The organism is Candidatus Neptunochlamydia sp. REUL1 (assembly GCF_963457595.1).
In the GTDB taxonomy this organism is placed as follows: domain Bacteria; phylum Chlamydiota; class Chlamydiia; order Chlamydiales; family Simkaniaceae; genus Neptunichlamydia.
This window is the reverse complement of record NZ_OY735137.1, coordinates 1,169,491-1,195,297: the sequence shown is the minus strand read 5'-3', so window position 1 is coordinate 1,195,297 and position 25,807 is coordinate 1,169,491. Positions and strand designations below refer to the sequence as shown.

At 42.3% G+C, this 25,807-nt stretch carries 19 protein-coding genes; 14 read left to right on the top strand and 5 right to left on the bottom strand.

Annotated features, from left to right (window positions below; genetic code table 11):
* Positions 1–43: 43 nt before the first annotated feature.
* Entirely contained in the window at positions 44–1,336 is a 1,293-nt protein-coding gene (locus R2I63_RS06490; RefSeq protein WP_316355976.1) for an adenylosuccinate synthase, read from the bottom strand.
* Positions 1,337–1,427: 91 nt separating this feature from the next.
* Between R2I63_RS06490 and secD the strand changes: the two genes are divergently transcribed.
* The 3 genes from secD (at position 1,428) to R2I63_RS06475 (ending at position 8,971) form a co-directional block, all read left to right on the top strand.
* Positions 1,428–5,984 carry a protein translocase subunit SecD gene (gene secD / locus R2I63_RS06485; protein WP_316355973.1) on the top strand — a complete coding sequence of 1,519 codons (4,557 nt, stop codon included), beginning with the start codon at positions 1,428–1,430 and terminating at the stop codon, positions 5,982–5,984.
* A 61-nt stretch (positions 5,985–6,045) separates the two neighbouring features.
* Positions 6,046–7,791: a single-stranded-DNA-specific exonuclease RecJ gene (gene recJ, locus R2I63_RS06480; protein WP_316355970.1), complete on the top strand. Its 1,746-nt coding sequence runs from the start codon at positions 6,046–6,048 to the stop codon at positions 7,789–7,791.
* The gene (locus R2I63_RS06475; RefSeq protein WP_316355967.1) at positions 7,760–8,971 is read left to right on the top strand and encodes a class I SAM-dependent RNA methyltransferase; all 1,212 of its coding nucleotides are present in this window, start codon (positions 7,760–7,762) and stop codon (positions 8,969–8,971) included. The genes recJ and R2I63_RS06475 overlap by 32 nt, the downstream gene beginning before the upstream one ends.
* Before the next feature lie 114 nt (positions 8,972–9,085).
* On the opposite strand, the gene R2I63_RS06470 is transcribed toward R2I63_RS06475, so the two are convergent.
* On the bottom strand, positions 9,086–9,520 hold the full coding sequence (locus R2I63_RS06470) for a helix-turn-helix domain-containing protein (protein WP_316355965.1): 435 nt from the start codon (positions 9,518–9,520) through the stop codon (positions 9,086–9,088).
* Positions 9,521–9,821: 301 nt separating this feature from the next.
* Between R2I63_RS06470 and tsp the strand changes: the two genes are divergently transcribed.
* From tsp to R2I63_RS06455, 3 genes are all read left to right on the top strand, one after another.
* Positions 9,822–11,801, top strand: a complete 1,980-nt coding sequence (gene tsp, locus R2I63_RS06465; RefSeq protein WP_316355963.1) for a tail-specific protease Tsp — start codon at positions 9,822–9,824, stop codon at positions 11,799–11,801.
* A gap of 1,080 nt (positions 11,802–12,881) precedes the next feature.
* Positions 12,882–14,381 (top strand): glutamate--tRNA ligase, encoded by a 1,500-nt coding sequence (gltX, locus tag R2I63_RS06460; protein ID WP_316355962.1) that lies wholly within the window; start codon positions 12,882–12,884, stop codon positions 14,379–14,381.
* Positions 14,382–14,497: 116 nt separating this feature from the next.
* A complete protein-coding gene (locus tag R2I63_RS06455) occupies positions 14,498–15,598 on the top strand; it encodes a sulfite reductase (RefSeq protein WP_316355960.1) in 1,101 nt (366 codons plus the stop codon).
* On the opposite strand, the gene ispF is transcribed toward R2I63_RS06455, so the two are convergent.
* Positions 15,592–16,074, bottom strand: a complete 483-nt coding sequence (gene ispF / locus R2I63_RS06450) for a 2-C-methyl-D-erythritol 2,4-cyclodiphosphate synthase (protein WP_316355958.1) — start codon at positions 16,072–16,074, stop codon at positions 15,592–15,594. The genes R2I63_RS06455 and ispF overlap by 7 nt on opposite strands.
* Positions 16,075–16,089: 15 nt before the next feature.
* On the opposite strand from ispF, the gene R2I63_RS06445 reads away from it, so the two are divergent.
* Genes R2I63_RS06445 through R2I63_RS06435 form a run of 3 tightly spaced genes read left to right on the top strand, consistent with a single transcriptional unit; the run spans position 16,090 to position 19,357 of the window.
* Positions 16,090–17,028, top strand: coding sequence for a hypothetical protein (locus tag R2I63_RS06445; protein ID WP_316355956.1), 939 nt, complete (start codon positions 16,090–16,092; stop codon positions 17,026–17,028).
* A 10-nt stretch (positions 17,029–17,038) separates the two neighbouring features.
* Complete coding sequence (gene murA / locus R2I63_RS06440; protein WP_316355955.1) at positions 17,039–18,388, top strand: UDP-N-acetylglucosamine 1-carboxyvinyltransferase; 1,350 nt, start codon at positions 17,039–17,041, stop codon at positions 18,386–18,388.
* Between the two features lie 24 nt (positions 18,389–18,412).
* Entirely contained in the window at positions 18,413–19,357 is a 945-nt protein-coding gene (locus tag R2I63_RS06435; protein ID WP_316355953.1) for a KamA family radical SAM protein, read from the top strand.
* A 2-nt stretch (positions 19,358–19,359) separates the two neighbouring features.
* On the opposite strand, the gene R2I63_RS06430 is transcribed toward R2I63_RS06435, so the two are convergent.
* Positions 19,360–19,554 (bottom strand): hypothetical protein, encoded by a 195-nt coding sequence (locus tag R2I63_RS06430; protein WP_316355950.1) that lies wholly within the window; start codon positions 19,552–19,554, stop codon positions 19,360–19,362.
* Positions 19,555–19,690: 136 nt separating this feature from the next.
* Positions 19,691–21,409 carry an arginine--tRNA ligase gene (argS, locus tag R2I63_RS06425; RefSeq protein ID WP_316355948.1) on the bottom strand — a complete coding sequence of 573 codons (1,719 nt, stop codon included), beginning with the start codon at positions 21,407–21,409 and terminating at the stop codon, positions 19,691–19,693.
* 720 nt (positions 21,410–22,129) lie between these two features.
* Here argS and R2I63_RS06420 point away from each other — a divergent pair.
* From R2I63_RS06420 to R2I63_RS06400, 5 genes are read left to right on the top strand one after another with little or no spacing between them, the layout of a single operon-like run.
* Positions 22,130–22,861: a DUF2709 domain-containing protein gene (locus R2I63_RS06420; protein WP_316355946.1), complete on the top strand. Its 732-nt coding sequence runs from the start codon at positions 22,130–22,132 to the stop codon at positions 22,859–22,861.
* Positions 22,830–23,264, top strand: coding sequence for a tRNA (adenosine(37)-N6)-threonylcarbamoyltransferase complex ATPase subunit type 1 TsaE (gene tsaE / locus R2I63_RS06415; RefSeq protein ID WP_316355943.1), 435 nt, complete (start codon positions 22,830–22,832; stop codon positions 23,262–23,264). The genes R2I63_RS06420 and tsaE overlap by 32 nt, the downstream gene beginning before the upstream one ends.
* Positions 23,245–23,835 (top strand): ribosome biogenesis GTP-binding protein YihA/YsxC, encoded by a 591-nt coding sequence (gene yihA, locus R2I63_RS06410; protein ID WP_316355941.1) that lies wholly within the window; start codon positions 23,245–23,247, stop codon positions 23,833–23,835. Before tsaE ends, yihA begins: the two co-directional genes overlap by 20 nt.
* The gene (locus R2I63_RS06405) at positions 23,826–24,575 is read left to right on the top strand and encodes a putative quorum-sensing-regulated virulence factor (RefSeq protein ID WP_316355938.1); all 750 of its coding nucleotides are present in this window, start codon (positions 23,826–23,828) and stop codon (positions 24,573–24,575) included. The genes yihA and R2I63_RS06405 overlap by 10 nt, the downstream gene beginning before the upstream one ends.
* Positions 24,572–25,756, top strand: coding sequence for a phosphoglycerate kinase (locus R2I63_RS06400; RefSeq protein ID WP_316355936.1), 1,185 nt, complete (start codon positions 24,572–24,574; stop codon positions 25,754–25,756). The genes R2I63_RS06405 and R2I63_RS06400 overlap by 4 nt, the downstream gene beginning before the upstream one ends.
* Positions 25,757–25,807 lie beyond the last annotated feature (51 nt).

Here is a 25,807-nt window from a genome sequence, read left to right as displayed (position 1 = left end):
TCAGAGTAAACCGGCTTTTCAATCATTTCTGCTGTAGGACTGTTCATTTCAAAAATAGTGTTTTCTCTCTCTCAGGCCCAAAAGAAAGTATCTCAACTGGACACTCTAAGAAAGATTCAATTCGATTGACAAAGATTCTAACATTTTTTGGGAATTCTTCTACCTTTTTTATCTTTTTTGTCGATTCTTTCCAGCCTGAAAGTGTCTCAAATTGAGGTTTTATCCCCTTCCAGTGCCCATGAAAAAGAGGGGGGCGAGAAAAATTTTCATACCCTACACAAATTTTGATAAAATCTAGAGAATCCAGGATATCAATTTTGGTAAGGGCTAAAGAATTCACCCCACTTAACCGGATCGCTTTCTTGAGAAGGGGTATGTCAAGCCAACCTATCCGCCTCTTTCTTCCCGTCGTGGTCCCAAACTCTCGGGCCATTTTGTGTGGAGCAAACCGCTTGAGATCCTCTGGAGAAAATTCTGTAGGGAATGGGCCATTCCCTACACGTGTTGTATAAGCTTTCATAACACCGATAGTCCTTCCAATAGATCCAGGCCCCACTCCGGCTCCGACTGCTAATCCAGCGCTGGAGGTAGGAGAAGAGGTCACAAAGGGGTAGGTTCCAAAGTGAACATCCAAAAGAGCTCCCTGAGCTCCCTCGAAAAGAACCTTTTTCCCTTGTCTAATCTGTCGATCAAGGTTTTCTTCAAAAGGAAAAATAAATCCTTGAAGCCTCTTGGCATATTCAGAATATTCTTTATATAGCACATCATAATCAAGAGTTGGTTCCCCATAAACCTGAAGCAACCGGTTTTTTTCAGCCAAAGTCATAGACAGTCTTTTTTCAAATACCTCCGGATCAATCCACTCCCCAACACGTATTCCAGAACGGGCAGCCACATCCTCGTAGCAAGGCCCAATTCCCCTTCCTGTCGTTCCAATTGGAACGTCAGTTTTTTCTTGAAGCTGATCGAGACGTTGATGATAAGGAAAAATTACATGAGCATAGGGAGAAATAAAAAGGCGGTTTTCGAATTCGATTCCCTGCTCTTGAAGCTGATGAATCTCCATTAATAACGACTTAGGATCCACCACTGTCCCCGCGCCGATATAGCATTGAATTTCTGGGTAAAGAATTCCCGATGGAATTAGATGGAAATGAAATTCCCTGCCCCCAACAACAACAGTATGCCCAGCATTATGACCGCCCTGTGATCGAACAACAATATGTCGGTCTTTTGACAATAGATCGATGATCTTCCCCTTCCCTTCATCACCCCACTGCATTCCAACAACTGCAAACGTATCCATGTTCATCCAATTGCATAAAGGGTTTTTCATAACATATCCCAGTTCTTAACACCAACGATTTCTCTAGACATAATCCTTAAAGATCAGTATGCTATTTTTTTAGGATAAGGATTAGATAAACATGAAAAAGCAGAAACGTTGGCAATTTATTCTCATTGCAGTCGTCGTGTTATTAACTTTTTATAACATTCTTCCGACTGTTCTTTTTTATTCTAAACCCCTGAAGGACCCTATTGAGGAAAAGCAGGCAATGGTTGTTGCTGAAAATGCAGCAAAAAGAGTCAACTTACTCGAAGACGAGGCCTTGAATTGGCTAAAGTCTTACAACAAACTTTTAGGAATTAAACCCTCATCAATTTCCCTCGATAGCGATAACCCAGAACTCATCCATGTGAGATACGAAAAAGGACAAGACGCAGAAAAGCTTCGAGACCACATTCCGCGCGCGGGCTCCCTAATCCCCTTTGTGCCTGCCAAACTTTCCCTTATCCCGAACGAAAAAGATAGTGAAGCAAAGATTGTCACAGTTCAACGCAATATCCCCATCCATTTTTATCCCGATCAAATAGAAAAGACATTCCAATTTACCGCAAAGCGTAATGCACAAGGCAGTATCACGCCCTTATACCGACAAATTGTCGATGATCGCATCCTACAGATTGGACTTGCTGTAGGTGGAATTAGTGAAAATGCTCAATACTTAGAGACAACTCTCCATCACTTAGGAAACCCTCGATCCGAAGAGTTTCTGCAACTTCTTTCACAAAATATTCTGACTTACTCGAAAGCATTTGGAGAAAACTCTCCGATTGCTAAGCGTTACTATGCGACCTTCACCCAAGGACCGATGGAAAATAGGAAAGGGACTGTTGATCAATTCACCACGACGCTAGAACGCTATAGAGATCAGGTAAAGCTTGAACGTATCTCTCTTGAAGATGCAGAGACAAAAAAGCGGGAGAGCGGAGGCTTTCTTGAAGCAAATGAACAACAACAGCTTGATTTTTTAAAATCCAAAGAGGAGAGACTCTCCTCCGCAATAGGAATTGTCAGAAGACAAGCGAGTGCTTTTAGTGCAGGTGCAGCGCCCTGGACAAGCGCAAAGCTCAGGCAAGACATCACCCAACTAGCGAGAAAAGATGACTCTGTACAAACCCTCTTATCTGGAGGAAGAAGCCCTCTAATAAAAGCTATCACAATCGATTGGAACAACGAAACAATCAGCCTTGAGCTCCGTCAGGATATTATCGACTACAAAAATGAAATTTCCCGATCTAAATCCTACTTAAGTGATACTGTTGACCAACTAATTTACAATGAGATCGCACGGATTGGACGAGAGGCAGGAGAACTACTCCAGCCACACGGGACCACATTCGCAGTCGAGCTCAATCAATTGACAAATAGCGAAAGCCTCCTAGTTATGGACTTAAGCTCGATTGCAAAAGAGCAAGGGGCACAGCTTCTTCACCTAATTCAAGCGGAATGGGCCCCAACTCATCCAGACCTAAAAAGAAGCTCATTCCCTATCTACGATTACAAAACTTTCAAGGACCTACCTGCTCATCAACAAAAGATTGGCCTTGTCGTATATACCCCTGCAGAATTTGAAACTGAACCCCAAGCAGGGTTCCGTACAAACTCGGTTTATGTCATCGCAAAAGGGATTCAAGATGTTTTAACAAAGTTAAGTTCCAATCCGGATTCACCTCAAGCACAAAGCTTTATTCAAGACTTTAATCATCTACGGGTCCTCCTGCAGAATAATGGATTTAGTAGCTACCCAGGAACAACCTACCCCTTAAGTAGTAACTTTGCAAAAGATTTCATCTTTGAAGCTAAAGACTTTTACAACTCAATTATTAGTGCGACACGTGAAGATTTTAATGTTCATGGAACAAGAAAGTATGCAACTCTTGAGTTTACAAATGTTGAACAGCGCATTTTGGCTCTCAACCGAATTGAAACCAAGCAACATGAAGATCTATTAAAGTGGCGAGATGAATACCAATCAGCTCAAGTACGTACAGAGCTCCATGCAAAATACGATATTCCCGCACCAACCAAAAATCCTCTTTTGAGCAACTTGAGCCTAAGCGCTCGTAAGTATTTTCAAGGTGATGATAGAAAAATCCTCCACTGGGGTCTTGATCTTTCAGGAGGAAAGACTGTCCAAATCCAACTCCGAGACAGTAATAATAAGGCTGTAACCAACGATGATGACATTAAGCAGGGAATTGATGAGCTTTATGGCCGGGTCAATAAAATGGGAGTCTCTGAAGTTAGCATTCGTCAAGAAGGCTCTAATATTACTTTAGATTTCCCAAGCGCCCAAGGCCTCTCAGCTGCGGATCTAGTCAAAGCTTCTTCAATGTACTTCCATATCGTAAACGAAAAATTCACGAGCAATAATGGTGATCTTGCGCCTGTTGTTCATCAGTTCTTGCAAGATATCTGGAATGAAGCGGTTGTTACAAATCGAAAAGATTTAGAAAGTATTAATCAAATTGCATGGAAGCACCTCTATGGTGACACCTTGGATACTGAAATGGCTCAGCCTGTTAGTGAGGCCGCAAAAACTCTGTATAGTCAAGGACTACGCTTTGCTTCTTCAGAAAGCAAGGGTTCATCAAGCCAGTTCAATGATGCAATTTCAAAAATTGCAATCTTTAGAGGTGATAATTTTGCAGATTGGCATGGACAGACCCATCCTCTCTTAGTTGTGATGAACAATTATGCTCTCGAGGGGGCGAATTTGACAGATGTCCATGCGGCTTATGATCCATCAAAAGGAAACTTCCTAGCCTTCAATGTTAAAGCGTCACAATCCCTTTCAGATGGCCAAAAACTTAACCCTCGCAATGACCTATACAATTGGACCGCACCTTTCTCAAAAGAGAAGATTCAAGGAACACCTATGGATCGCTATACTCGAGGAGAAGGATGGCGCATGGCTGTTATTTTGAATGGCTCAATTGTGAATACAGCGACAGTCACCTCCCCTCTAAGAGATAACGTTTCAATTTCAGGAAGTTTTACTCAGCGGGAAGCCAATCGCTTAGAAGCAGACCTCAAAGCGGGTTCGTTAACCTTTGCCCCGCATATTCTGTCTGAAAAAAATGTAAGCCCTGAGCTAGGCATTAAAGACCGCGCAATGGGAATCATCGCAACGGTGTTAGCACTAGTTTTTGTTATCTTGGTTATGGTGGGCTACTACCGCTTTGCCGGAGTCGTTGCTTCTGTTGCGGTTCTCTTTAATCTGTTAATCATTTGGGCAACGCTTCAGAATATTTCAGCAACGGTAACTTTAGCAGGAATCGCTGGGATTATCCTGACTGTTGGGATGGCTGTTGATGCAAATGTCTTAGTCTTTGAACGTATTCGAGAAGAGTTTGCGGTAACAGGCCGGATTGCTCAGGCTGTCCACGCAGGATATAAGAAAGCTTTTTCAGCTATTATTGACTCGAACATCACAACGATTATCGCAGCTTTAATTCTATTGCACTTTGATTCGGGGCCTATTAAAGGCTTCGCAGTAACGCTGATCATTGGTATTGTTTCATCCATGTTTACTGCTCTATTCCTAACCCGTTACTTCTTTAGTAGATGGGTTGAGAATCCAAAGAATAAAGAACTGAAGATGGCAAATCTTATTAAAAAGACCAACTTCAATTTTCTGAAATACGGTAAGGTAAGCCTGTATAGCATTATTGCAGTGGCTCTCGTCGGTGGCTATTTACTGGTTTCTCATAGAAGCTCAATGCTTGGAATGGACTTTACAGGAGGATACTCTGTCACACTTGAGATAGAGCCAAAAGGTGATGACGATTATCAAGCTCAAGTAGAATCTGCTCTTCTAGCTGCGGGAGTTACAGCTCAAGATGTACAAGTGCGAGCACTTTCACCATCTAATGTTATCAAGCTATTGCTTGGAAGAGGCTTAGATCAGGCCGGAAAACCTTTTTATAACATGCCTCTTGAAACAGACCTAAAAGACACAACTTTTGCTTATCAAAATAATCCGCGACTGGTTTGGGTTGTTGATTCTCTAGAAAAAAATGGTATTGCCATTACGCCACAGTCGATGAAACAGCTCGATAATAGCTGGACCAGCATCAGCGGACAAATGTCCAATGCAATGAGAAACAGTGCACTATTGGGACTTTCTATAGCGCTAATATGTATTTTAGGATACATCACCTTCCGCTTTGAGTTTAAATATGCAATCAGCGCAACGCTTGGCCTTGCAATTGATGTCGCAATCACAATGGCGCTCATAAGCATTCTCCATGCCTTTGGAACCCCAGTACAAATCGATCTCAATACAATTGCTGCATTGATGACAATTATTGGGTACTCTCTCAATGATACAATCATCATCTTTGATCGGATTCGTGAAGATCTAAAGAAAATGCGCAAGCATTCATTTAGAGACGTGGTGAACCATGCTTTAAATGTCACCTTAAGCCGAACAGTGATGACATCAGGCACAACGCTTGTTGTTCTTTTAGCTCTTCTCTTTTTAGGTGGAAGTGCAATTTTTGGCCTTTCACTTGTTATGGTCATTGGCGTTGTATTTGGAACATTTTCTTCTTTATTTGTTGCAGCACCTCTTCTTCTTTTCTTCCATAAGAAAGAGAAAGCTAAAGCTGAAAAGTTGGCGATGCATGAAAATTAACGTGGTAATACCCCGTTAAACGTGATAAACTTTCGCTAAATGAATCGTGAGAATTTTCCCTTTGAAAGAGGTAAAAGAAGAGGATCAGAACCTTCTATGGGTTTACCCCGACTATAAACCATCCTGGTGCAAAGAAATTATCGGTGAATATAATATTCATCCTGTAACTGCACAAGTATTGGTTTCAAGAGGCTTTGAAACCTTTGAAGAGATCTATAACTATCTCTATGCAAAATTACCTAACCTCCTTGCTCCTGATTTGATGATGGATATGAATAAGGCTGTTGACCGCGTTGTTCATGCGCTTGCAAAAAATGAGAGCATTTTGATCTATGGAGATAACGATGTAGATGGAATCACCGGAACAACGCTTCTTGTTGAATTCATTCGCCTACTAGGAGGTAGTGCCTATTATTATATTCCACACAGGACGACAGCCACCCCCTCAATGATCACCGATGCAATTTCTTATGCTCTCGAAAAAGAGTGTAAACTGCTCATCACAGTTGACTGTGGAATCACTGCTGCAAAAGAAATTGAAGAGGTAATAAAGCATAACATTGATGTCATCATCTCAGATCATCATGAACCAACTGACAAAATCCCCAACTGTATTGCAACCCTTAATCCAAAGCTCATCAACAGCACTTATCCTAACCGCAACCTAACGGGCGTCGGTGTTGCCTTCAAGCTAGCTCATGCCTTAACGAATCACCTAGTTTCAACGGGGAAAATTAGCTCGTCAATGATTGACCTAAAGCGTTTTCTCGATTTAGTTGCCCTGGGAACCATTGCTGATATGGGCGCCCTAAAGGGTGAAAACCGTGTTCTTGTTCGATATGGTTTGAAACAATTCTCGCAGACCCGAAGGGTAGGCATTCTCAAACTCATGGAAATCTGTGAAATCAAGCCTTCAGAGGTGTCAACTGCTGATATCGCATCAAAAATTGCCCCTCGTTTGAACAGTCTTGGTCGGATAGCCGATCCCCTTAAAGGGGTTGAACTCATGCTTATGCACGATTCTGTTGGAGCCTACCATCTTGCTCAAGAGCTTGATAGCAACAACACTAAGCGGCAACAAATTGAACGACGCGACTCAGATGATATCGTGTCATACATAGAATCTCACCCTCAGCTTCTTCAAGAAAAAGCACTTGTCCTCCACTCTGATAAATGGCATCCAGGAATCATTCCTATCCTCGCTGCGCGCCTTTCGAAGCAATATAATCGCCCTACTCTTATTATCGCCGTGGAGGGAGGCATTGGGAAAGGGTCGATTCGAACCATCCCAGAATTCCCGCTCCTTAATTCTTTGAAAAAAAACCACGAGCTCCTCTTAAATTTTGGTGGGCACGATTTCGCAGCAGGACTCATGATCAAGGAAGAAAACATCTTAAAATTCAAAAAGTCATTTATTGAAAATGCGAATAAGTCGCTCAACAATGATGACCTCCTTCCTAAGCTTTATCTTGATTCACATGTTCAGTTTGAGGACCTGACATTCGAGTTTCTCGACTCTATGCAACTTCTAGAACCTTACGGAACAGGAAACCCTCCTCCGATTCTATATACCGATGTTAATCAGGCCTGGCCTCCCAAGGTAGTCGGAAAAACTCACCTCAAGCTTTACCTAGAACAAAACGAACGGATGCTTGAAGGGATTGGATTTGGGTTGAGTGAACACCGAAGCAAGCTAACCAAGAAAAACCTCAACCTGCAAATCGCCTTTACACCTCACGTTAATGTCTTCCTCAACAAATCAAGTATCCAGCTCCTTGTCAAAGACTTCAAAATTAAGCACGATTGATAAAATCATTTTTGGGGGAAATGGAATCACACGAATCGATGGGTGCGTTACCTTTGTCCCCTTTTCAGCTCCAGGCGACCAAGTCCTTTTAAAGGTTACAAAAAAGAAAAAAAATTATCAAATTGCTCAAATCGAAAAGATTTTCCAGGAAGGTCCAGGTCGAAGGTCTCCAAAATGTCCTCACTTTGAGAAATGTGGAGGATGCCAGCTTCAACATCTTGATTATCAAACCCAACTTGAAGCAAAGAAAGGCTTTCTTCAAGAAGCATTGCGCATAGAAAACATTCCTATTAATCCCTCCCATAGCGAATGGAACTACCGCTCAAACCTTCGCCTAAATTTAAGAAAAGAGGGCACAGGTTTCAAAATGGGTTACATAGGCATATGCAATCATTCTTTGGTTGAACCGACAGTGTGCCCTCTGTTTTCAGAAGACCCCAAGTTATTTAAAGATCTAAAGGCTGGCCTCGCCTCCCTTTCTAACAGGGGAGTTCAATCGGCCTCCCTCCGCATTTTCAATGAAGGCAAAGGGATTATCCTCGCATTTTCATTCTTTCCCAAACTCCCAGAAAAACTCCTCTCCTTTTCCTTTGCTATAGGAATATGCTACAAGTCTCCCAGAAAAGAGAAGCATCTCGGAGACACATCTTTGACAAAGGAGGTTTTGGGAATTTCTACCCCATTTTCTCCCTACGGATTTATGCAAAACAACCTTCCTCTTAGCGAAGAACTCTATCAAACAGTTGTCGATTGGATTGGAAAGAAACCCCAAATTGTTTTTGATCTTTATTGTGGCGTGGGGATTACGAGCACTCTTCTAAAAGAAAAAGGACATGATGTGGTAGGAGTTGAAATAAACCGTTCCCTTCCTGCCTGTGGCAGTTTTAAGATGCACTATGGTGCCGTAGAAACTATTCTACCTACTCTTAAAGAAAAACCTGATGTAATCATTGTAAATCCCCCACGAACGGGGCTTTCCAAGGAAGTTCGCAGCCTTCTAGACAGCCCCAAGATTCTTTATATCTCTTGCATGCCATCGACCCTTGCAAGAGACCTTGAAGAGCTATCTAGCCGCTACATTGTTAAAAGGGTAGAAGGGTTTGATCTCTTTCCTCAAACTACGCATGTTGAAACAGTCGTTATGTTAGAGCAAAAAAAATCTCTAGCTGGTGATAGCTAGAGATTATATAAAAAAATATTTGAATCGATATTTTGAGTTTATCACCCATAGTACGATTCCAAATAAGAAAGTGCCTCTCTTTTCTTTTTGGAAACGTCTTAAACGAAACTACAATTACATTGCTTCGTTTTCAGAACGTCGGCTTAGATACTTCTCTTGATAATCTTTAATATCATCAGTGTGAATAACCCAAGCAGCTCCTTTACGAGTAGCTTTTAGCATGCCAATTCTTGTTGCATAATAGATTTTCTGCGCCGGAACACCGAGAATCTTTGCAGCTTGATTAACAGAATAAAAACCCTTATTATTATCGAAAAGGAGTTCACCATCAAACGTTGACTTCGTACGCGAATACTTATTGCGACGATAATCTTCTAGATCATCTAGATCTATAGTCCAACGAGTAGAGTCTTTGCGTGCTTTAAGCTTATTTTGCTTAATCGCAACGTAAATAGCTTGTCTCGTTACACCATTAATGCGAGCAGCTTCAGTAATAGAAACTACTTTTCTTGGAGACACAAGTTCTCCAGTTTGGTTTTCCATATCCATGTTTTTCTCCTCAATCCAAAACAAATCTGCTAAAAACCAGGAAATTGACTAATTCGTCAAAAAAAATCAATTTTTAACAATTTGTTAATATTTCTTAGTCTTTAGATACTCTATTATTACAAAGATTTGAGTTGAAATCAATCTATTTCTCTTTACATTTTCACAAAATTTTGATTTAGATAGGATTGTAACAAAAAATATTTTGCTTGATATAGTAAATATTTGAATACGATTGGACTTAAACCTTTGATTTGCTGTAAGATATATATAGCAGAATCACCCTGTGTAAGGATTAATTAGAATGGCTTTTAAACGACTGATAATAAGCTTATTACTTTTTGGGTTCACCATATTTGTGGACGCTAAACCTCCAGAATTGACCCCTCACGCAACCCACAAGAAAGCCGAAGAGATTTTCAAGGGCCATGTCACCTACAAGGAGCTAACCCCTGAAATTGCCCAAAGATCCCTTAAAAACTACCTCGATGAGCTAGACCCTACTAAAACCTATCTGTTAGCGGATGAAATAGCCAAGTGGGAGCATCCTAGTCCCAAGCTCCTTGAAGAGCTCGTAAGTGCCTTTAAAAAGGAAAATTTCGCCCCCTATGAAGAGATTTATGAAGTAATGATTCGATCAATCGCTCGACGAAGTGCTCTAGAGAAGAAAATTGAGAACCTCCCCCTTCCAAAAGACGCAAAAACCACTGATTTTAAAGATATTACGTGGGCAAAAGACGAAGTGGAGCTCGAGCAGCGCCTCCTAGCCCTTAGAGCCCTCCAGCTAGAAACCGCTGAACAGCTAGAAGTCGAGTCGAAGGATCAATTCCTTCAGCGTCTTTCGAAGCGACGCGCCAATAGAGAAGATGAAGTCCTTCAGGGAGACAAAAAGAAACTTCAGAAAAGGCAGTCGCTTGTATATTTTCTTAAGAGCTTTAGCGGAGCTCTTGATAATCATACCGTCTATTTCACCCCTCAAGAAGCGAATCAATTTATGATTCAAGTTCAGCAACGTCTCTTTGGAATTGGAGCGCAGCTTCGTGATGACCTAACAGGCTTTACACTTGTTAGGCTCCTTGACGGAGGCCCTGCTTTGCAAGGAGGCATGCTTAAAGTCGGTGACAAGATTATTGCTGTTAACCACGAGCCGGTTGCTGGAATGGATATCATCGAAGCCGTAGACTTAATTCGAGGGCCGAAAGGAACAGCCGTTGGCCTCTCGATTCTCCGTGAAACGGGCGAGGGGGAAAATAAAAAGGCTGAAAAATTTGATATTGAAGTGGTCCGAGACGAGATCGTTTTGAAGGAAACACGCTTTGAAACAGAAAAAATTCCTTACGGTAATGGGGTGATTGCTCATATTCGCCTCTTTTCATTTTATCAGGATCCAAATGACTCTTCAGCCTCAGATATTCAAGCTGCCCTTGATGAAATTAAGAAAGACCATCAGCTAGAAGGGGTCATTTTAGACCTCCGTGGGAATGCTGGAGGACTCCTTCCTCAAGCTGTCGCTGTGACAGGCCTTTTCGTTCAGAAGGGGGTTGTCGTTTCAATCAAAGATTCCGCAGGGAATATCCAACATCTCCGTAATTTTGATGGAAAAATCACGTGGGATGGCCCTCTCATTGTTTTGACAAACAAGAGCAGCGCTTCTGCAGCTGAAATTGTGGCGCAGACTCTCAAAGATTATGGACGTGCTCTCCTTGTCGGAGACCCGTTCACCTGGGGGAAAGGGTCCTACCAAACGTTTACGCTTGATTCAGGGAATGTCAATAAAGTAAATCCTCAGGGAGAATTTAAAGTCACTCGGGGCCTCTACTATACGGTTTCAGGAAAAAGCCCACAACTCACAGGGACAAAAGTAGACATCGAAGTTCCTGGAGGACTTACAGAACTTGAGATCGGAGAATCCTACGCAAAATTCCCCTTAGAAAATGATGAGATCCCTCCTAACTTTATAGACAATCTCAGCGATATCCACCCTTTTCATCGAGGAAAAATGATGCGTATGTATAAAAAAGATCAACAGCCTCGCATAGACCTCTACGGAAAGCATCTTGATCGATTAAAATCTAATTCTGATCTGAGGATCTCTCAAAATACAAACTATCAGAACTTTATAAAAGAAGTTTGCAAAGAAGAATTTGATGTAGACTCTATAGAGAACTATGGGCAAAACGACTTGCAACTCGAAGAAACGCATAATATCATGAAGGATCTAATCCTTCTTGAAAAAATTTCAGCACAACATACGCAACCCTCAAAGATGGCTGCTGGAGGGTGAGAAACATGATCCAAGCTTTGCAAGAGGCTCTCTTATCTAAGAACTCGCTCATCCAATAGATTGACCATATAGCAAACCGACATTCCTAGACCTAAAAAATCATTTCTTCGAATTAATAACGCATTCATTTTCTAAAGGTTAGAGGAAAACTGATCGCTGACATCATTGCAACAAAGCCCTTTGAAAAAATCGATCAATATGCTAAACCCCTCTCAAAAATTGTTGAGGGCCCTATTTTTTCATGGAAATTTATCGTCAGCACCCGAAATCCTCTCTTGGAGCTTGCAGAACGCTTGCCGTTTTTTATGGGTTCGTTCACTACAAGCTCCCGAAAATTAACGCCAAGGTACACACTCTAGTACTAGGAGGATGAGGTCTCCTGTCTGCAGGAGTGGTTTATGAGTCATCTAGAGGTAGGGGTAGTCTGACGGAGCGTACTTTAATAGATTGGACAATAGGATTATATGTAGGGGCAGGTGTTCCTGCAGTAATAGCTGCCACCTATCCCTATAAAGCTTATGAAATGCCTACGAAGGCTTCGGAGATCTTTTGCAAGAAACAAAGGCAGGCTATCAATCAGACTTGATGATAAGGCTTATTTCATCACTTGACGACCTTAATTTAAGTGAAAGTAATTTGGACATATTGGAATCTATTCTTGACAATGTGAGTGACTCTGCGCCTAGTAAACACATCAGAGTAATTCATTTGATCCTCTTGCATAAAATCGTGCAAATATTCAACAACTCTAGTCTGAATCAACGTGCCGAAAAAATTAGAACCGAGCGACTCATTCCACTTTATAGAAAACACTACGATGATAGTGAGCTAACAGTAGAACAAATACAGCAAGCTAAAATTCGACACCCCCTTAGGATTTCTTGTCCCCGATTTGTTTAGGTTTAAAAATTCTATTTCTGAAAATCTGCAGAGCATTATTAAAGCAGAAGATCTTGATCCTATAGAGGCAATATAACCCAGTGCTGCAGCAGCCCACATTCAAAGAAATTGAAATGAATTTGTTTGGGTATAATTGAGAAAAAGGCTAAAATTGCCCTTTTTAACCAAAAGTAATTTCTCATGGAAGTCCGCACACGTATCGCCCCCTCCCCAACTGGAGATCCACACGTAGGAACACCCTACATGTCTCTTTTTAATTTAATCTTTGCTAAGCATCATGGTGGAAAGTTTCTGCTCCGCATAGAAGACACCGATCAGTCACGAAGCCGCCCCGAATATGAAGAGAGTATTTTTAAATCTCTGAAATGGCTGGGCATTGAGTGGGATGAGGGCCCGGACGTAGGAGGACCCTATGGTCCTTATAGGCAGTCTGAGAGGACTGAGATTTACAGGGAATATTGCCAAAAGCTTCTCGATGCCGGACATGCCTATAAATGCTTTGCGACTCCTGAAGAACTTAAAGAGATGCGTGAACTTGCCTCAAAAATGGGAAAGCGCATGGGATACGACCGTCGCTATCGCAACCTGAGCGCTGAAGAAATTCAGGAAAGGGAAAACGCAGGACAATCCTATGTTGTGCGCTTAAAAATTCCACTCACTGGTGAATGTGTTTACGAAGAAATGACAAAAGGGCGGATTACAACCCCTTGGAGCGACGTTGACGATCAGATTCTCATGAAATCGGACGGTTTTCCAACCTACCACCTTGCAAATGTTGTTGACGACTATCTGATGAAAATTACACACATCATTCGAGGAGATGAATGGACAGCTTCGACACCCAAACATGTCCTTCTCTATGATCTATTTGGTTGGGAAAGACCTAAATTTATGCATATGCCTCTTCTTCTTGGTGCTGATGGAAAAAAGCTTTCAAAACGAAAGAACCCTACCTCCGTCTTTTACTACAAAGAAAGTGGTTACCTCCCGGATGCATTCGTTAACTTCCTAACTCTGATGGGTTATAGTATGCCTGAAGACAAGGAGATCTATACTCTTGATGAGATCATCAAAGATTTTTCAGTAGACCGCGTTGGTGTTTCTGGTGCATTCTTTGATGTAAAAAAACTCGATTGGATTAACCAGCAATACTTGATCAACAACATCCCTGAAAAAGATCTTTGGGAAAAGATCAAAGAGTGGGGGTTTTCTGATGAGAAGATGGCGAAAGTCATCCCCTTGATCCACACTCGGATCAAAACATTTGGGGAGTTTATGGAGCTTTGCCAATTCCTTTTTGTAAATCACTTGGATTACTCTGAAGAACTTCTCTGTCCTAAAGGAACCGCTAAAGAAACATCAGCGGAAATCCTGCAGTGCATGATCTGGAGCATGGAAGCCCAGAAAAATTGGGGACGGGAAGGTTTTGAAAAAGCCTCAAGGGAAATGGCATCCCTATTTGAAGTAAATCATAAAAAGGTGATCATGCGAATCCTTTTTGGTGTGATCACTGGAAAACATCAAGGGCCTCCTCTTTTCGATTCCGTTTCGATCTTAGGGAAAGATCGGACACGAGCACGCCATCTAAATGGCATTGAATTCCTCGGAGGAATCTCTAATAAGAGAATGTCTGCTCTGAAGAAGAAGTGGGATGGAAGGATTCCTCAGCCGGAATCATAACCTCTTTATCAAGTGCATCAGAGACGATGTAGTGCGGATTGTAGCCACTAGAGGCGCATCCCAAAAGGAAAAGAACTGATAAAAATAAAACACAGAGTTTCATACTTTCTATTTACATGACGGAATATAATAAAGACAACCCTTTCCCAGCGAAAATTACTGAGCGTTTTGCCCTTAATAAAGAAGGCTCCACAAAAAAAACGTACCATATAACCCTCGATCTTTCAGGTTCGGATGTCTCTTATTCTCCTGGTGATGCTGTTGGAATCTATCCTGAAAACCCTCTCAAAGAAGTCAATTCATTACTGAAAGCTCTAAACCAAAGTGGGAATGAAGAAATCACTGATCCCCGTTCCGGAGCTACAATGTCTTTGAAACATTTTTTAAAAACTAAAGCCAACCTTCTTCGAATTCCCATCCCTGTTCTAAAACTTGCAGGAAATCTCTCCCTTCTCGGAGACGAAAATAAAGACGCTAGATTGCAGTTTCTTAACTCTCATGATCTGATTGACTTTTTTGAGCTTCATCCTCCAACCATTCCTTTGCAAGAACTCATCTCCTACTTAGCTCCCCTCCTTCCTCGCTTTTATTCGATCGCTTCCTCTCCCAAAATAAGCCCTAACTCTATTGATCTTCTAGTCTCAACATTTACCTATACCCACGGAAAAAAGGTGCATCAGGGCCTTGGCTCTAACTTCCTTTGCAATATTGCAGATATGCACCACACTCCAATCTACACTTACCTCCACCCCACACATCACTTTATCCTACCGAAAGATCCTGCTACCCCTATCATTATGATTGGACCGGGAACAGGAATTGCCCCTTACCGCGCCTTCTTGCAGGAAAGACATTCAGAAAACGCCCCAGGAGAAAATTGGCTCATCTTTGGTGAACGTAATCGCGCAACAGATTATTATTACGAAAGCTTCCTTGAATCTTTAGAGAAGAAAAGCTTCCTCCGCCTAGACTTAGCATTTTCTCGTGATCAAAGCGAAAAGCTTTACGTACAACATCTGCTTCTTAAGAATGGCACTGCTGTTTGGGAAATGCTAAATAAAGGAGCTCACCTATACATTTGTGGAGATGCCCGCCACATGGCAAAAGATGTAACTGCAGCACTCCATACGATCGTGGAAACATATGGAGGCAGAGATCCAAAACCATACGTAAAGCTGCTACGCAAAGAGAAACGTCTTTTATTAGATGTTTATTGAGATACTGTTGTAAGGATGCAGTAACACATCATTCCTTCACCCCGCCCAAAAGCAGTAAGACCATCGCCTGAAGTAAATGTGATCCCCACTTGATCCATATTAATTAACACAGCAGAAGCAACACTACGGCGAATGTCGTCAGCACGCTTTTGAAACTTGGGGCGTTTTCCCTCAATGGTCAAGGCGATATGATCAATGACTTGATCATCGAGGGTTTCTATAGCTTTATCTAAAAAAACTCGACTATCGGTTATCCCTTGATTCTTGCAAAGATCGATCGCGATTCCTCCAAGGATTGGAACATGTGTCAGGGAGGTAATAGCATTGCAAATGGCATGGAACACAATATCTCCATCGGAATCAGCATCGAGCCCTGGCGCCCCTTCGAAAGGAAGTCCGGCAATGACACACCTTTTTTCCGCGCCATCTTGTAAAAATCGGTGACTATCTTGTCCTATTCCTGTACGGTATCTCATGGCAGGATATTATAAATGAAAACACTCCATATCTGCAATGTCAATTTTGAATGGGAACTTGAAACCCATTCCTCTCTTGGTCTGGAAGAGTCTTTTATGGTTCATCCAAACTTTTTGCAGCTTCAGTTTCTTCCTTTCCTTTATGCCAAAGATGGTGACGGGGTGGTTGTGAGTCACCTGCCTCCAGAAATGCCAAAACATTTAAATGTGCATCTTTTTGATGACCCGATCGATGGATATGACAATATTGAAACCTGGGGGTGGTCAAAAGCTATCCAAAAATGGGCAGCTCTCCCCTACCATGTTCCTAAGCGTTTAAGAGAAATGGCATCTAAAGCTTTTGCCTTCACCCACAGCCCTACACTTCCTGGGGCAAAACTTCTGCATCATCCAAAAGAAGTAAGGAAGTGGCTTCATGAAGACACTTACCCCAAAGTAGTGAAGACTTGTTTTGGTTTTGCAGGACGGGGACGGTGGATACTACAAAAAGAAAGTGATCTTCCACAAGAAGCTTTTAAAGAGTTTGAAAAAGGCCATCTATTGATTGGCGAGCCTTGGGTAAAACGGGAAATGGATTTTAGTACGCAGTGGATGTTAAGCGATGAGATCATTTACTTGGGATCTACTGTAATGGAAAATACAGAGTGGGGTGCATACAACAAAACTTACATCAGAAAAGAAATCCCCTTTTTAAAGGAGCATTTAGAAATTGTACAAATTCCCTTGAAACGACTGTTTGAGATGGGTTTCCGAGGTAACCTGGGAATCGATGCAATGATTTACGACCAAAAACTTCATCCCATTGTTGAAATTAACCTCAGAAAAACAATGGGTTGGCTTGCATTAATACTTGGGAAAAACTTGTCTTATAAAAAAGGAAGTGAGGGGGTTCTCCCAAACTATTTGCAAGTTGGAAAAGAAATCACGTTTCAGAAACAACTGAAGTTGCTATGATGCAAACTGTATGGATTCATTTAAGATTACCGGTGGAAAACCTCTAGAAGGGCATGTCAAGGCTGCGGGCGCAAAAAATGCGATCACGAAAATGCTTGTCGCCTCTCTACTTTCTGATAAGAAGTGCATCTTCACAAACGTTCCCGATATTTCTGAAGTAGAAACAACAGTCAATCTCTGCAAAGAAATTGGAATGCAAGTGGATTGGGATCGAAAAAATGGGTGGATGGAAGTGGTCACAAAAGAGATCAAATCCTCCTATATTCCACTAAATTTTTCAGGAGCCAATCGAATCCCCATTCTCATGATGGGATCCCTATTAGGCCGCACCCGAGAAAACATTATTGTTCCTACCGTTGGAGGATGCAAGATTGGACAGCGCCCTGTAGATTTTCACATTATGGCCTTAGAAAAGCTTGGGGCAATTGTTGAATACCGCACCATAAAAAATGAACACGCCTACTTTGCCCATGCTCCTGAAGGAATGACAGGTGGCATTGTTGAGCTGCCGTACCCCTCTGTGATGGCAACCGAAAATGCAATCCTTGCCGCATGCCGCGCAAAAGGCCGCACAACGATTCGTGGAGCCGCCATCGAACCTGAAGTCATGGACTTGATACTGTTTTTGCAAAAGCTTGGCGTTGTAATTTATGTCGATATGGATCGAACCATTTATGTCCAAGAAACAACTACCTTCTACGAGGTCGAACACAAGGTGATTACAGACCGCATTGAAGCTGCTTCCTTTGGGATGGCTGCAATTGCAACACGCGGACGGATTTTTGTAGAAGGTGCGCAGCAATCCCACATGATCACATTTCTCAATAAACTTAGACAGATCAATGGTGGCTTTGCAGTAAAAGAAGGTGGGATTGAATTCTTTTATCAAGGTCCACTCAAGGGTGGCCTCCATCTACAAACCGATGTTCACCCGGGCTTTTTGACTGACTGGCAACAGCCTTTTGTTGTCCTTCTAACCCAAGCCTATGGCAGTTCAGTTGTTCACGAGACAGTCTATGAAAACCGCTTTGGGTATATCGACACCCTTCTAAAAATGGGTGCTCATGTCGAGCGCTTTACACAATGTCTTGGGGACCGTCCTTGTCGCTTTGCCTCCCAGAACTACCAACATAGCCTGATCGTCAAAGGACCCACCAATTTCCAGGGGATGGACATCGAAGTTCCTGATCTCAGAGCAGGTTTTGCCTATGTCATGGCAGCCCTTCTTGCTCCTGAAGAAAGCTCTCTAGCAGGCCTTCCTTACCTCGATCGCGGGTATGAAAATCTTGAAGGAAAGCTCCAATCTCTCGGCGCCAACATCGAAAGAGTTATGGCACCTGAGCACCTGATTGCAACTTAGCAGTAAAGAGGCTATACTGTTTCTATGGAAACATGGAGACAGATTCAAAAAACCAATTTTACAAAGATTGCTGAACTTGCAAGCTTTCTAAAAATCAATTCAAGCGCAATCTTAAAATCTCCATTTCCTTTGAATTTCCCGAGAAGGCTTGCTGAAAAAGTAGAAAAGGGCCGCCTTGATGACCCTCTTCTCATGCAGTTCCTGCCAGTTCACCAAGAAACCTTAAAAACACCTGGATTTACATCTGATCCTGTCTCTGACCGCTCCTTCCAAAAAAGCCCCCGCCTCCTCCAAAAATATCAGGGACGTGCTCTACTGATTACTACCAGTGCCTGTGTCATGAACTGCCGGTTCTGCTTCAGACAAAATTATCCCTATGAGCAAGACAAAGACCATATTGAAGAAATTGAGCTCATCAGAAACGATTCAACCATTCATGAAGTGATCTTAAGTGGTGGAGATCCCCTATCGCTCTCTGATGAACGCTTAAAAGCATTAATCGAAGCCCTCAGCGGAATTCCCCACCTAAAGCTCCTCCGCTTTCATACCCGCTTCCCCATCGGCATTCCTGAGAGGATTACTCCTTCTTTCTTGAAAATTCTTGAAGAAACGCATCTGCAAGTCATTTTTATTCTCCATACAAACCACCCAAAAGAGCTTGATCAAGATGTTCTTTCTTCTCTTAAGAAAATCCAAGCTCCCGTTCTCACTCAAACAGTTCTTTTGAAAAACATTAATGACAACATTGCAACTCTAAAGACGCTCTTTATGACTCTCATTTCAAATGGTGTGATTCCCTACTACCTACATCAACTTGACCGGATTGAGCAAGCTGCACATTTTGAAGTCCCCATTGAAAAGGGGAAAAAACTCATAGATGCTCTAAGAAAAGAACTTCCAGGGTACGCCATCCCAACATATGTGCAGGAAGTTCCCCACAACACTTCTAAAACTCCCATTAACTCTTAGAGCTAAAAGTCGATGTGCCCCATAAGCGTTAGTCCTTCTACAGAAAGGTCACTCTCTTCCAGCCCTCGAAGGTTTAAAAGTTGTCCCCAGTAAAACTGCGTTTCGTATCCTATACGGAATTGTAAGAAAGATTTCCGCATATCCATCGCACGTCCGAGAGAGTCAATTAGACAAGGACGGCTGCGGAGCATTTCCATAGATATTCCCACAAATGGCCAGAAATAAGAGAACGAACACCTTCTTTATACAAACTCTTAACCTTGCTTTTAAGAAAAATACGGACCTATGCCAAGTGAGACGTTAACATGTTTTTTAATATTGCAAAAGAAGAAATTACATTCGATCCATTGTCTTGAGGCCAAGGATTTGAAGTCCTTGCTTGAGGATACGAGCGGTTAGCTCGCAGAGAACAAGGCGACTACTTTCTTCATCTGCTCCTTCAACGCGACAGTCGCGGAAAAAAACATGAAACTTTTCAGCTAAATCGTAAAGGTAGTCAGAAAGGCGATTGGGAAGGAGGTCGCGATCCATATGAGTAAGTGTTTCCCCAAATTGCCGCAATTTCAAACCCAGAGCAATCTCTGCGGGATGATTTAAGGCAATGGGTGTGGTTGCAAAAAGAGCCTGAATGTCTTTATTGCATTTTCTTTTGATTCCTTGAATGCGTACATAGGAGTATAAGAGGTACGCGGCAGTATTTCCTTCAAACTTCAGCATGCGGTCGTAACTAAAAATATAGTCTTTAACACGATGACAAGACAGATCGGCATATTTGACAGCGTCAACACCAAGAATGTGGGCAAGCTCATTAATTTCTGTTTCTGTTCCATCTTGAAGACGTTCTTGCAAGAGAACACGCGCTTGACGTACTGCTTCGGAAAGAAGATCTATAAGTTTTTCTGTTTCTCCAGATCGCGTTTTGAATTTCTTCCCATCAGCGCCAAGAACCACCCCAAAAGGAACATGTTCAACTTGCACCTTTTCAGGATCGTAAATCCCCGCTTTTACTGCTGCTTTGAAAACCATTTGAAAATGCAGTTGTTGTCCTGCATCGACGACATAAATAATTCGGTCCGCATGCTCTTCTCTCACACGTTGTGCAAGGGCTGCTGCATCTGTTGAAGCGTAGTTGAATCCTCCATCAGATTTTTGCAAAATCATAGGAATTTCATATCCTTCGAGAAACACACACTTTGCCCCATCAGAGATTTCAACAATCCCCAATTTTTCATATTCCTCAACAATTTTAGGAAGACGCTCGTTGTAAAAGGACTCTCCCCTCTCGGTAAGGTTGGCATCCAAAAATGTATAAATTTCTGAAAATCCTCTACGGGAGATTTCGCAGATCCTTTTCCATGCGTTAAGGGCCTCTTGATCTCCTCCCTGTAAACTAACTACTTGGCCTTGTGCCCGTTTCTTGAACTCTGGGTCGGCATCAAATACCTTTTTCGATTCTTTGTACCAACTCATCAAGGAAGAAAGATCTGTCTCCTCCTTTCCATCAAGAACATCTGGCTCCTTTTCTTTCAGATAAGTGATAAGCATTCCAAACTGCGTTCCCCAGTCCCCAATATGGTTAAGACGAAGAACATCATGCCCTAAAAATTCAAACAGGCGAGCTAAGCTTTCCCCAATTACTGTAGAACGGAGATGCCCCACATGAAGTTCTTTCGCCACGTTAGGAGAGGAAAACTCTACAATCACTTTTTTCTTTTCTTTGAGAGGTTGTATCCCTAGACGGGGATCCGCAGCAACTTCTGTCGCTTGCTTGGAAAGAAACTCCGATGACAAGGTAATATTTATAAAACCCGGGCCAGCAACCTCAAGCTTTTCAATCATCCCCTTTTTTGGCCACTTTTCAAGAATTTGCTGTGCAATCTTTCGAGGATTGGATTTTAAAGCCTTGGCAAGCTTCATCGCGGAATTGCACTGATAGTGCCCAAACTGAGGGTTTGTGCTCTGAGTGATATCGGCTACAGAATCAGCCTCAGGAAACAATTCCTCGATCACACTTCTAGCTTGGTCTTGGAGCTGGGTTGTTAAATTTTCCATAGAGACCCATCATGCGTCTCCCACCTTAAAATTGTCAAGATTGTTACCTTCTCCCCCTGAATAAAAAACTCTTGCAACCTTCCTGCTGCAGGTGCTTTAGCATTAAGTGGGCTCAACACTACGATTCAAGCTGCGGGTGATGCTATGGATAATAAAGAGAAATGGGAACGAAATTTAAACGATAGACAACACATGGATCCAGACAGCATGCCACCAGCGCAGAGAAGTTCTTGGATGCCTTCTGTCCCATTTAACCGAATCGTTTTGGTACAAAATGAAAATAAAGATTATCGTAAACACGCAGCTTAAGAACTGATTTATTGAGAAATTGTTAAAGCCCAAAATCCCTCAGACATGCTAGGGTGGCTCCACGTTCAAAGAATAGAGACCATGGGATCTCCGATGGGTGGCCTGCTACTCTCCGGACCAGCCAATGGCCCTGGACCTCCGTTTACGGGGGCATATCAGCTATAGTTTTTTCCATTTTATGGATGAACCTTTCTGAAAAAATTAGTTACAATAACTACTGGCACGGTAAATGCATTGAGTTCATCAACCAAAAGAAGCTTCTTAACACAGGCTCCCAATTAGCCACCTAAGAGCAAATAAACCAACAAAAAAGTCGGATGAAAAAAGATCTTTAAATGGGGGCTAGGTTCAGGGTTGAAGATAAAGATTTTTTCCGATAGAATAGGTTGGCAAAATTGAATCAAGGATTACATGAAAATGGTAAGCACCATCATTACCCCAAGTCTGAAAGATCTCCTGGCTGACTACCTGAAGAAACACAAAAAGTCGGATCTATTAACGACTTACTTCTTCTTTCTTGAAAAAAAATACAATATCCAGCCTGTCCTATTCTTAAGAGAGAAGACAATCTTTCAGAGCAAAACTGAGCTCTTGAAAAGACTCGAAGAAACCGGAAAACTTTGGCGTGAGACTGAAATAAAGATTCAAGTTGGTGCGCAATCGGTCAATGCAGCAACGAAAAAAATCTACATCTGCCCCTTTACTGGAAAAGTTTTTGGGGATAATACGCACCCTAATCCTCAAGATGCGATCTACGATTGGGTATCAAAATGCCCTGAAAACAAGGAAAGACTCGACGGGATAAAGGTGAAACGCTTTTTTGTTTCTGAAGATCCTGATGTTATTAAAAACTACATTCAGAAGAGACGCGAGCCTATTTCTAAGGTCGTCTTTTCGTCCGGGGTAACTGGAAAGCTATTTAACAGCAAAAAAGCAGTGCTTGATGACTTTGAAAAAAATCAGCTCAAGAGCATGGAGCTTGTCGACGTACCATCTCAAAACCGCTATCAGATTGAGGAACACTTCCTAGCTTTTATTCAAGAACAACTCGACGATACTAGAATCTCTGCGTTTGTCGAAGCGATGAGTGCCCATGATGAGTTTGAGACCCATGTCGCTCGTTGGATTGAAGAGAATCAGTAAATCTCCAGAGGAAACTATTTCCATTGGAGAGGAAATTGGTCAACTACTTCCTCAGAATCAAGTCGTCTGTTTTACGGGAGATTTAGGGGCGGGAAAGACAACGCTTATTAAGGGAATCTCCTCAAAAGTTACAGGCCTACCTCCTTTTGAAATCAATAGCCCCACTTTCAACTACCTCCATATTTATGAAGGAAAAGAAACTCTATACCACTTCGATTGCTACCGCCTAAAGGGGCCGCAAGATTTCCTTGAACGCGGTCTCGATGAATACTTTGGTTTTCTCTGTTTAGTAGAGTGGCCAGAAAGAATTGCTCCGATACTGCCACCGAATCGAGTGATGATCAAGATTGAATACCACGGGGAAAAGGAGCGGGTGATCCGTTATGAAGAAAGTCCTCTTTAAAAAGGCCGTATTTCTAACATCTGCTCTCAAAACTGATGAGCTCCCTGATATAGAGCTCCCTGAAATTGCTGTTGTGGGGCGCTCTAACGTAGGGAAATCCTCTCTCATTAATCATCTTCTCCGTTCAAAGACCGTTGCAAAAGTTTCATCAAAGCCAGGAAAAACACAGAGAATCAACTATTTTGTGATTGACGGTTCCCTTGTACTTGTTGATCTTCCAGGATATGGGTATGCCAAAACCTCAAAGAGTCTTCAAGAAGAGTGGGGGGTATGGATTGACAAATACTTAAAAGAGCGCGGGCTGAAGTTGATTATTTTTCTCCTTGACTCTAGAAGAGAACTCACAATCGAAGATCGACAGTTTATTGAGTGGGCACAGTACATTAACATGCCCCTTCTACTTATCCTGACAAAGGGAGATAAACTCACTCAATCAGAAAGGCATGCCTCACTAAAGCGCATCGAAGGAGAGAAAACCTTGAGTGGATTGCCGCCCGTACTGTACTCTATAAAAGAAGGGAAGTGCAGAGAAGCACTTATCCATGAAGTGAATAAGGCGTTATGGGACTAATCCACAAAGATACATTTATCTGCTTTGACTGCGAATCGACAGGACTTGACCCCAAAAAAGATCGGCTCATTGAAATTGCGGCCGCCATCTTCACTTTTGACGGGATCCTCGATTCAAAAGAAGCCCTCATCGATCCGGGCATTTTGATCCCTAAACATACAATCGAAATCCATCACATTACTGATGAGATGGTCCGGGGGAAACCTTCAGCCAAAGACGTTGTTGCAGACTATTTAAATTTTATTGGGGATCATATTGTTGTGGGGCATGGGATCTCCTTTGATTTAACCCTGTTGGATTCAGAATCAAAACGATCATACGTCGGATCTAACCTATTAAAACAAAAATATATCGATACGCTCCGCATGGCCCGACTCTATGGAGAAAGCCCTACAAACTCTCTTGAAACACTCCGCAAACACTTCAATATTGAAGCTTATGGGGCACACCGTGCAATGAATGATGTCATCGTAAACATTGAGGTTTTTAAACACTTAAGCCGAAAGTTTAAGACAACAGAAGAACTCATGAAGCGTCTCGAGAAGCCAATTGCCCTCAAACTCATGCCTCTTGGCAAACACAAGGGACGTCTATTTGGTGATATCCCTGTTGAATACCTCCGTTGGGCTGCAAATCAAAACTTTGATCAAGACCTCCTTTTCTCCCTCCGCTCCGAGCTCAAAAAGCGGAAGCAGGGAAATCTTTTTTCACAAGCTTCCAACCCCTTTTCAAATTTATGAAACTTTCCCTTCAAGATCTAGACATCAAGGGGAAGAAGGTACTAATGCGGGTCGATTTTAATGTTCCCCTCAATGATGTGGGAATGATTACGAATGATGCTCGAATTCAGGCCTCTCTTCCGTCAATGGAATATGTACTCGCCCAGGGGGGGGGGCTAATCCTCATGTGCCACTTTGGAAGACCAAGAGGAAAGGTCAATCCCAACTTATCCTTACGGCCAGTGGCTCAACACCTATCTAACATCTTGGAGCGAAACGTCATGTTAGCTCCAGATAGTGTAGGGAGTGATGTCGAAAGTATTGCAAAGAACCTCCAAATGGGCGAAGTCCTCCTGTTGGAAAACCTTCGATTTCATAAGGGAGAAGAGCACCCGGATGAAGAACCTGAATTTGCCGAAAACCTTGCGAAACTAGGTGATGTTTACGTTGACGATGCCTTTGGAGCTGCCCACCGAAACCATTCCTCTATTGTGGGAATCACCAAATTTTTTCCAAAAACCAGTGCAATGGGTTTCCTTATGGAAAAGGAAGTTTTGTACCTTTCTCAAGTTGTTTTGAACCCCAAACGTCCTTTTTATGCCATTATTGGAGGGGCCAAAGTTGGAAGTAAGTTAGCTGTCCTCAACTCGTTATCTCAAAAAATAGACGGGATTTTCATCGGGGGTGGGATGTCATTTACCTTTTTCAAAGCAATGGGACTCTCTATTGGCGATTCTATTTGCGATGATGAAATGATCGATAATGCAAAGTCTTTCCTAAAAATTTGCGAAGAAAAAGCCATTCAGATTCACCTTCCCAAAGATTTAGTTGTTACCAATGATCAAGATATCCAAATGATTCTCTCGAAAGATGGTGTCAAAAAGGGATGGAAGGGGATGGATATTGGTCCCCAAACAGTCGAGGAGTGGACACCCCTTTTGAGCAAAGGAGCAACAATTTTTTGGAATGGCCCGATGGGAGTCTTTGAAGAACCTTCATTTGCCCATGGGACAGAAAGGCTCGCTCAAAATTTATCTATGATGTCGGGAGATGTGATCGTTGGAGGAGGCGATTCTGTTGCAGCTATTAGCAATCTAAAATTAGAAAAAAGTTTTACTCACCTTTCTACTGGGGGAGGCGCATCTTTAGAGTTTATTGAATTTGGCCATCTTCCCGGAGTCGACGCCCTTACACCCAAATAATACCAATTGTCAAATAACCTGCTCATGATATAATGCCGGGGCATACACGCA

What these genes read in the sequence shown, in the direction of transcription:
- argS (WP_316355948.1), bottom strand. Translation starts at nt 21,409, where the DNA reads ATGGAAAATTTAACAACCCAGCTCCAAGACCAAGCTAGAAGTGTGATC.
- R2I63_RS06430 (WP_316355950.1), bottom strand. Translation starts at nt 19,554, where the DNA reads ATGGAAATGCTCCGCAGCCGTCCTTGTCTAATTGACTCTCTCGGACGT.
- gltX (WP_316355962.1), top strand. Translation starts at nt 12,882, where the DNA reads ATGGAAGTCCGCACACGTATCGCCCCCTCCCCAACTGGAGATCCACAC.
- yihA (WP_316355941.1), top strand. Translation starts at nt 23,245, where the DNA reads ATGAAGAAAGTCCTCTTTAAAAAGGCCGTATTTCTAACATCTGCTCTC.
- R2I63_RS06445 (WP_316355956.1), top strand. Translation starts at nt 16,090, where the DNA reads ATGAAAACACTCCATATCTGCAATGTCAATTTTGAATGGGAACTTGAA.
- tsaE (WP_316355943.1), top strand. Translation starts at nt 22,830, where the DNA reads ATGTCGCTCGTTGGATTGAAGAGAATCAGTAAATCTCCAGAGGAAACT.
- R2I63_RS06400 (WP_316355936.1), top strand. Translation starts at nt 24,572, where the DNA reads ATGAAACTTTCCCTTCAAGATCTAGACATCAAGGGGAAGAAGGTACTA.
- R2I63_RS06455 (WP_316355960.1), top strand. Translation starts at nt 14,498, where the DNA reads ATGACGGAATATAATAAAGACAACCCTTTCCCAGCGAAAATTACTGAG.
- R2I63_RS06420 (WP_316355946.1), top strand. Translation starts at nt 22,130, where the DNA reads ATGAAAATGGTAAGCACCATCATTACCCCAAGTCTGAAAGATCTCCTG.
- murA (WP_316355955.1), top strand. Translation starts at nt 17,039, where the DNA reads ATGGATTCATTTAAGATTACCGGTGGAAAACCTCTAGAAGGGCATGTC.
- ispF (WP_316355958.1), bottom strand. Translation starts at nt 16,074, where the DNA reads ATGAGATACCGTACAGGAATAGGACAAGATAGTCACCGATTTTTACAA.
- R2I63_RS06405 (WP_316355938.1), top strand. Translation starts at nt 23,826, where the DNA reads ATGGGACTAATCCACAAAGATACATTTATCTGCTTTGACTGCGAATCG.
- tsp (WP_316355963.1), top strand. Translation starts at nt 9,822, where the DNA reads ATGGCTTTTAAACGACTGATAATAAGCTTATTACTTTTTGGGTTCACC.
- R2I63_RS06490 (WP_316355976.1), bottom strand. Translation starts at nt 1,336, where the DNA reads ATGAAAAACCCTTTATGCAATTGGATGAACATGGATACGTTTGCAGTT.
- R2I63_RS06435 (WP_316355953.1), top strand. Translation starts at nt 18,413, where the DNA reads ATGGAAACATGGAGACAGATTCAAAAAACCAATTTTACAAAGATTGCT.
- R2I63_RS06470 (WP_316355965.1), bottom strand. Translation starts at nt 9,520, where the DNA reads ATGGATATGGAAAACCAAACTGGAGAACTTGTGTCTCCAAGAAAAGTA.
- secD (WP_316355973.1), top strand. Translation starts at nt 1,428, where the DNA reads ATGAAAAAGCAGAAACGTTGGCAATTTATTCTCATTGCAGTCGTCGTG.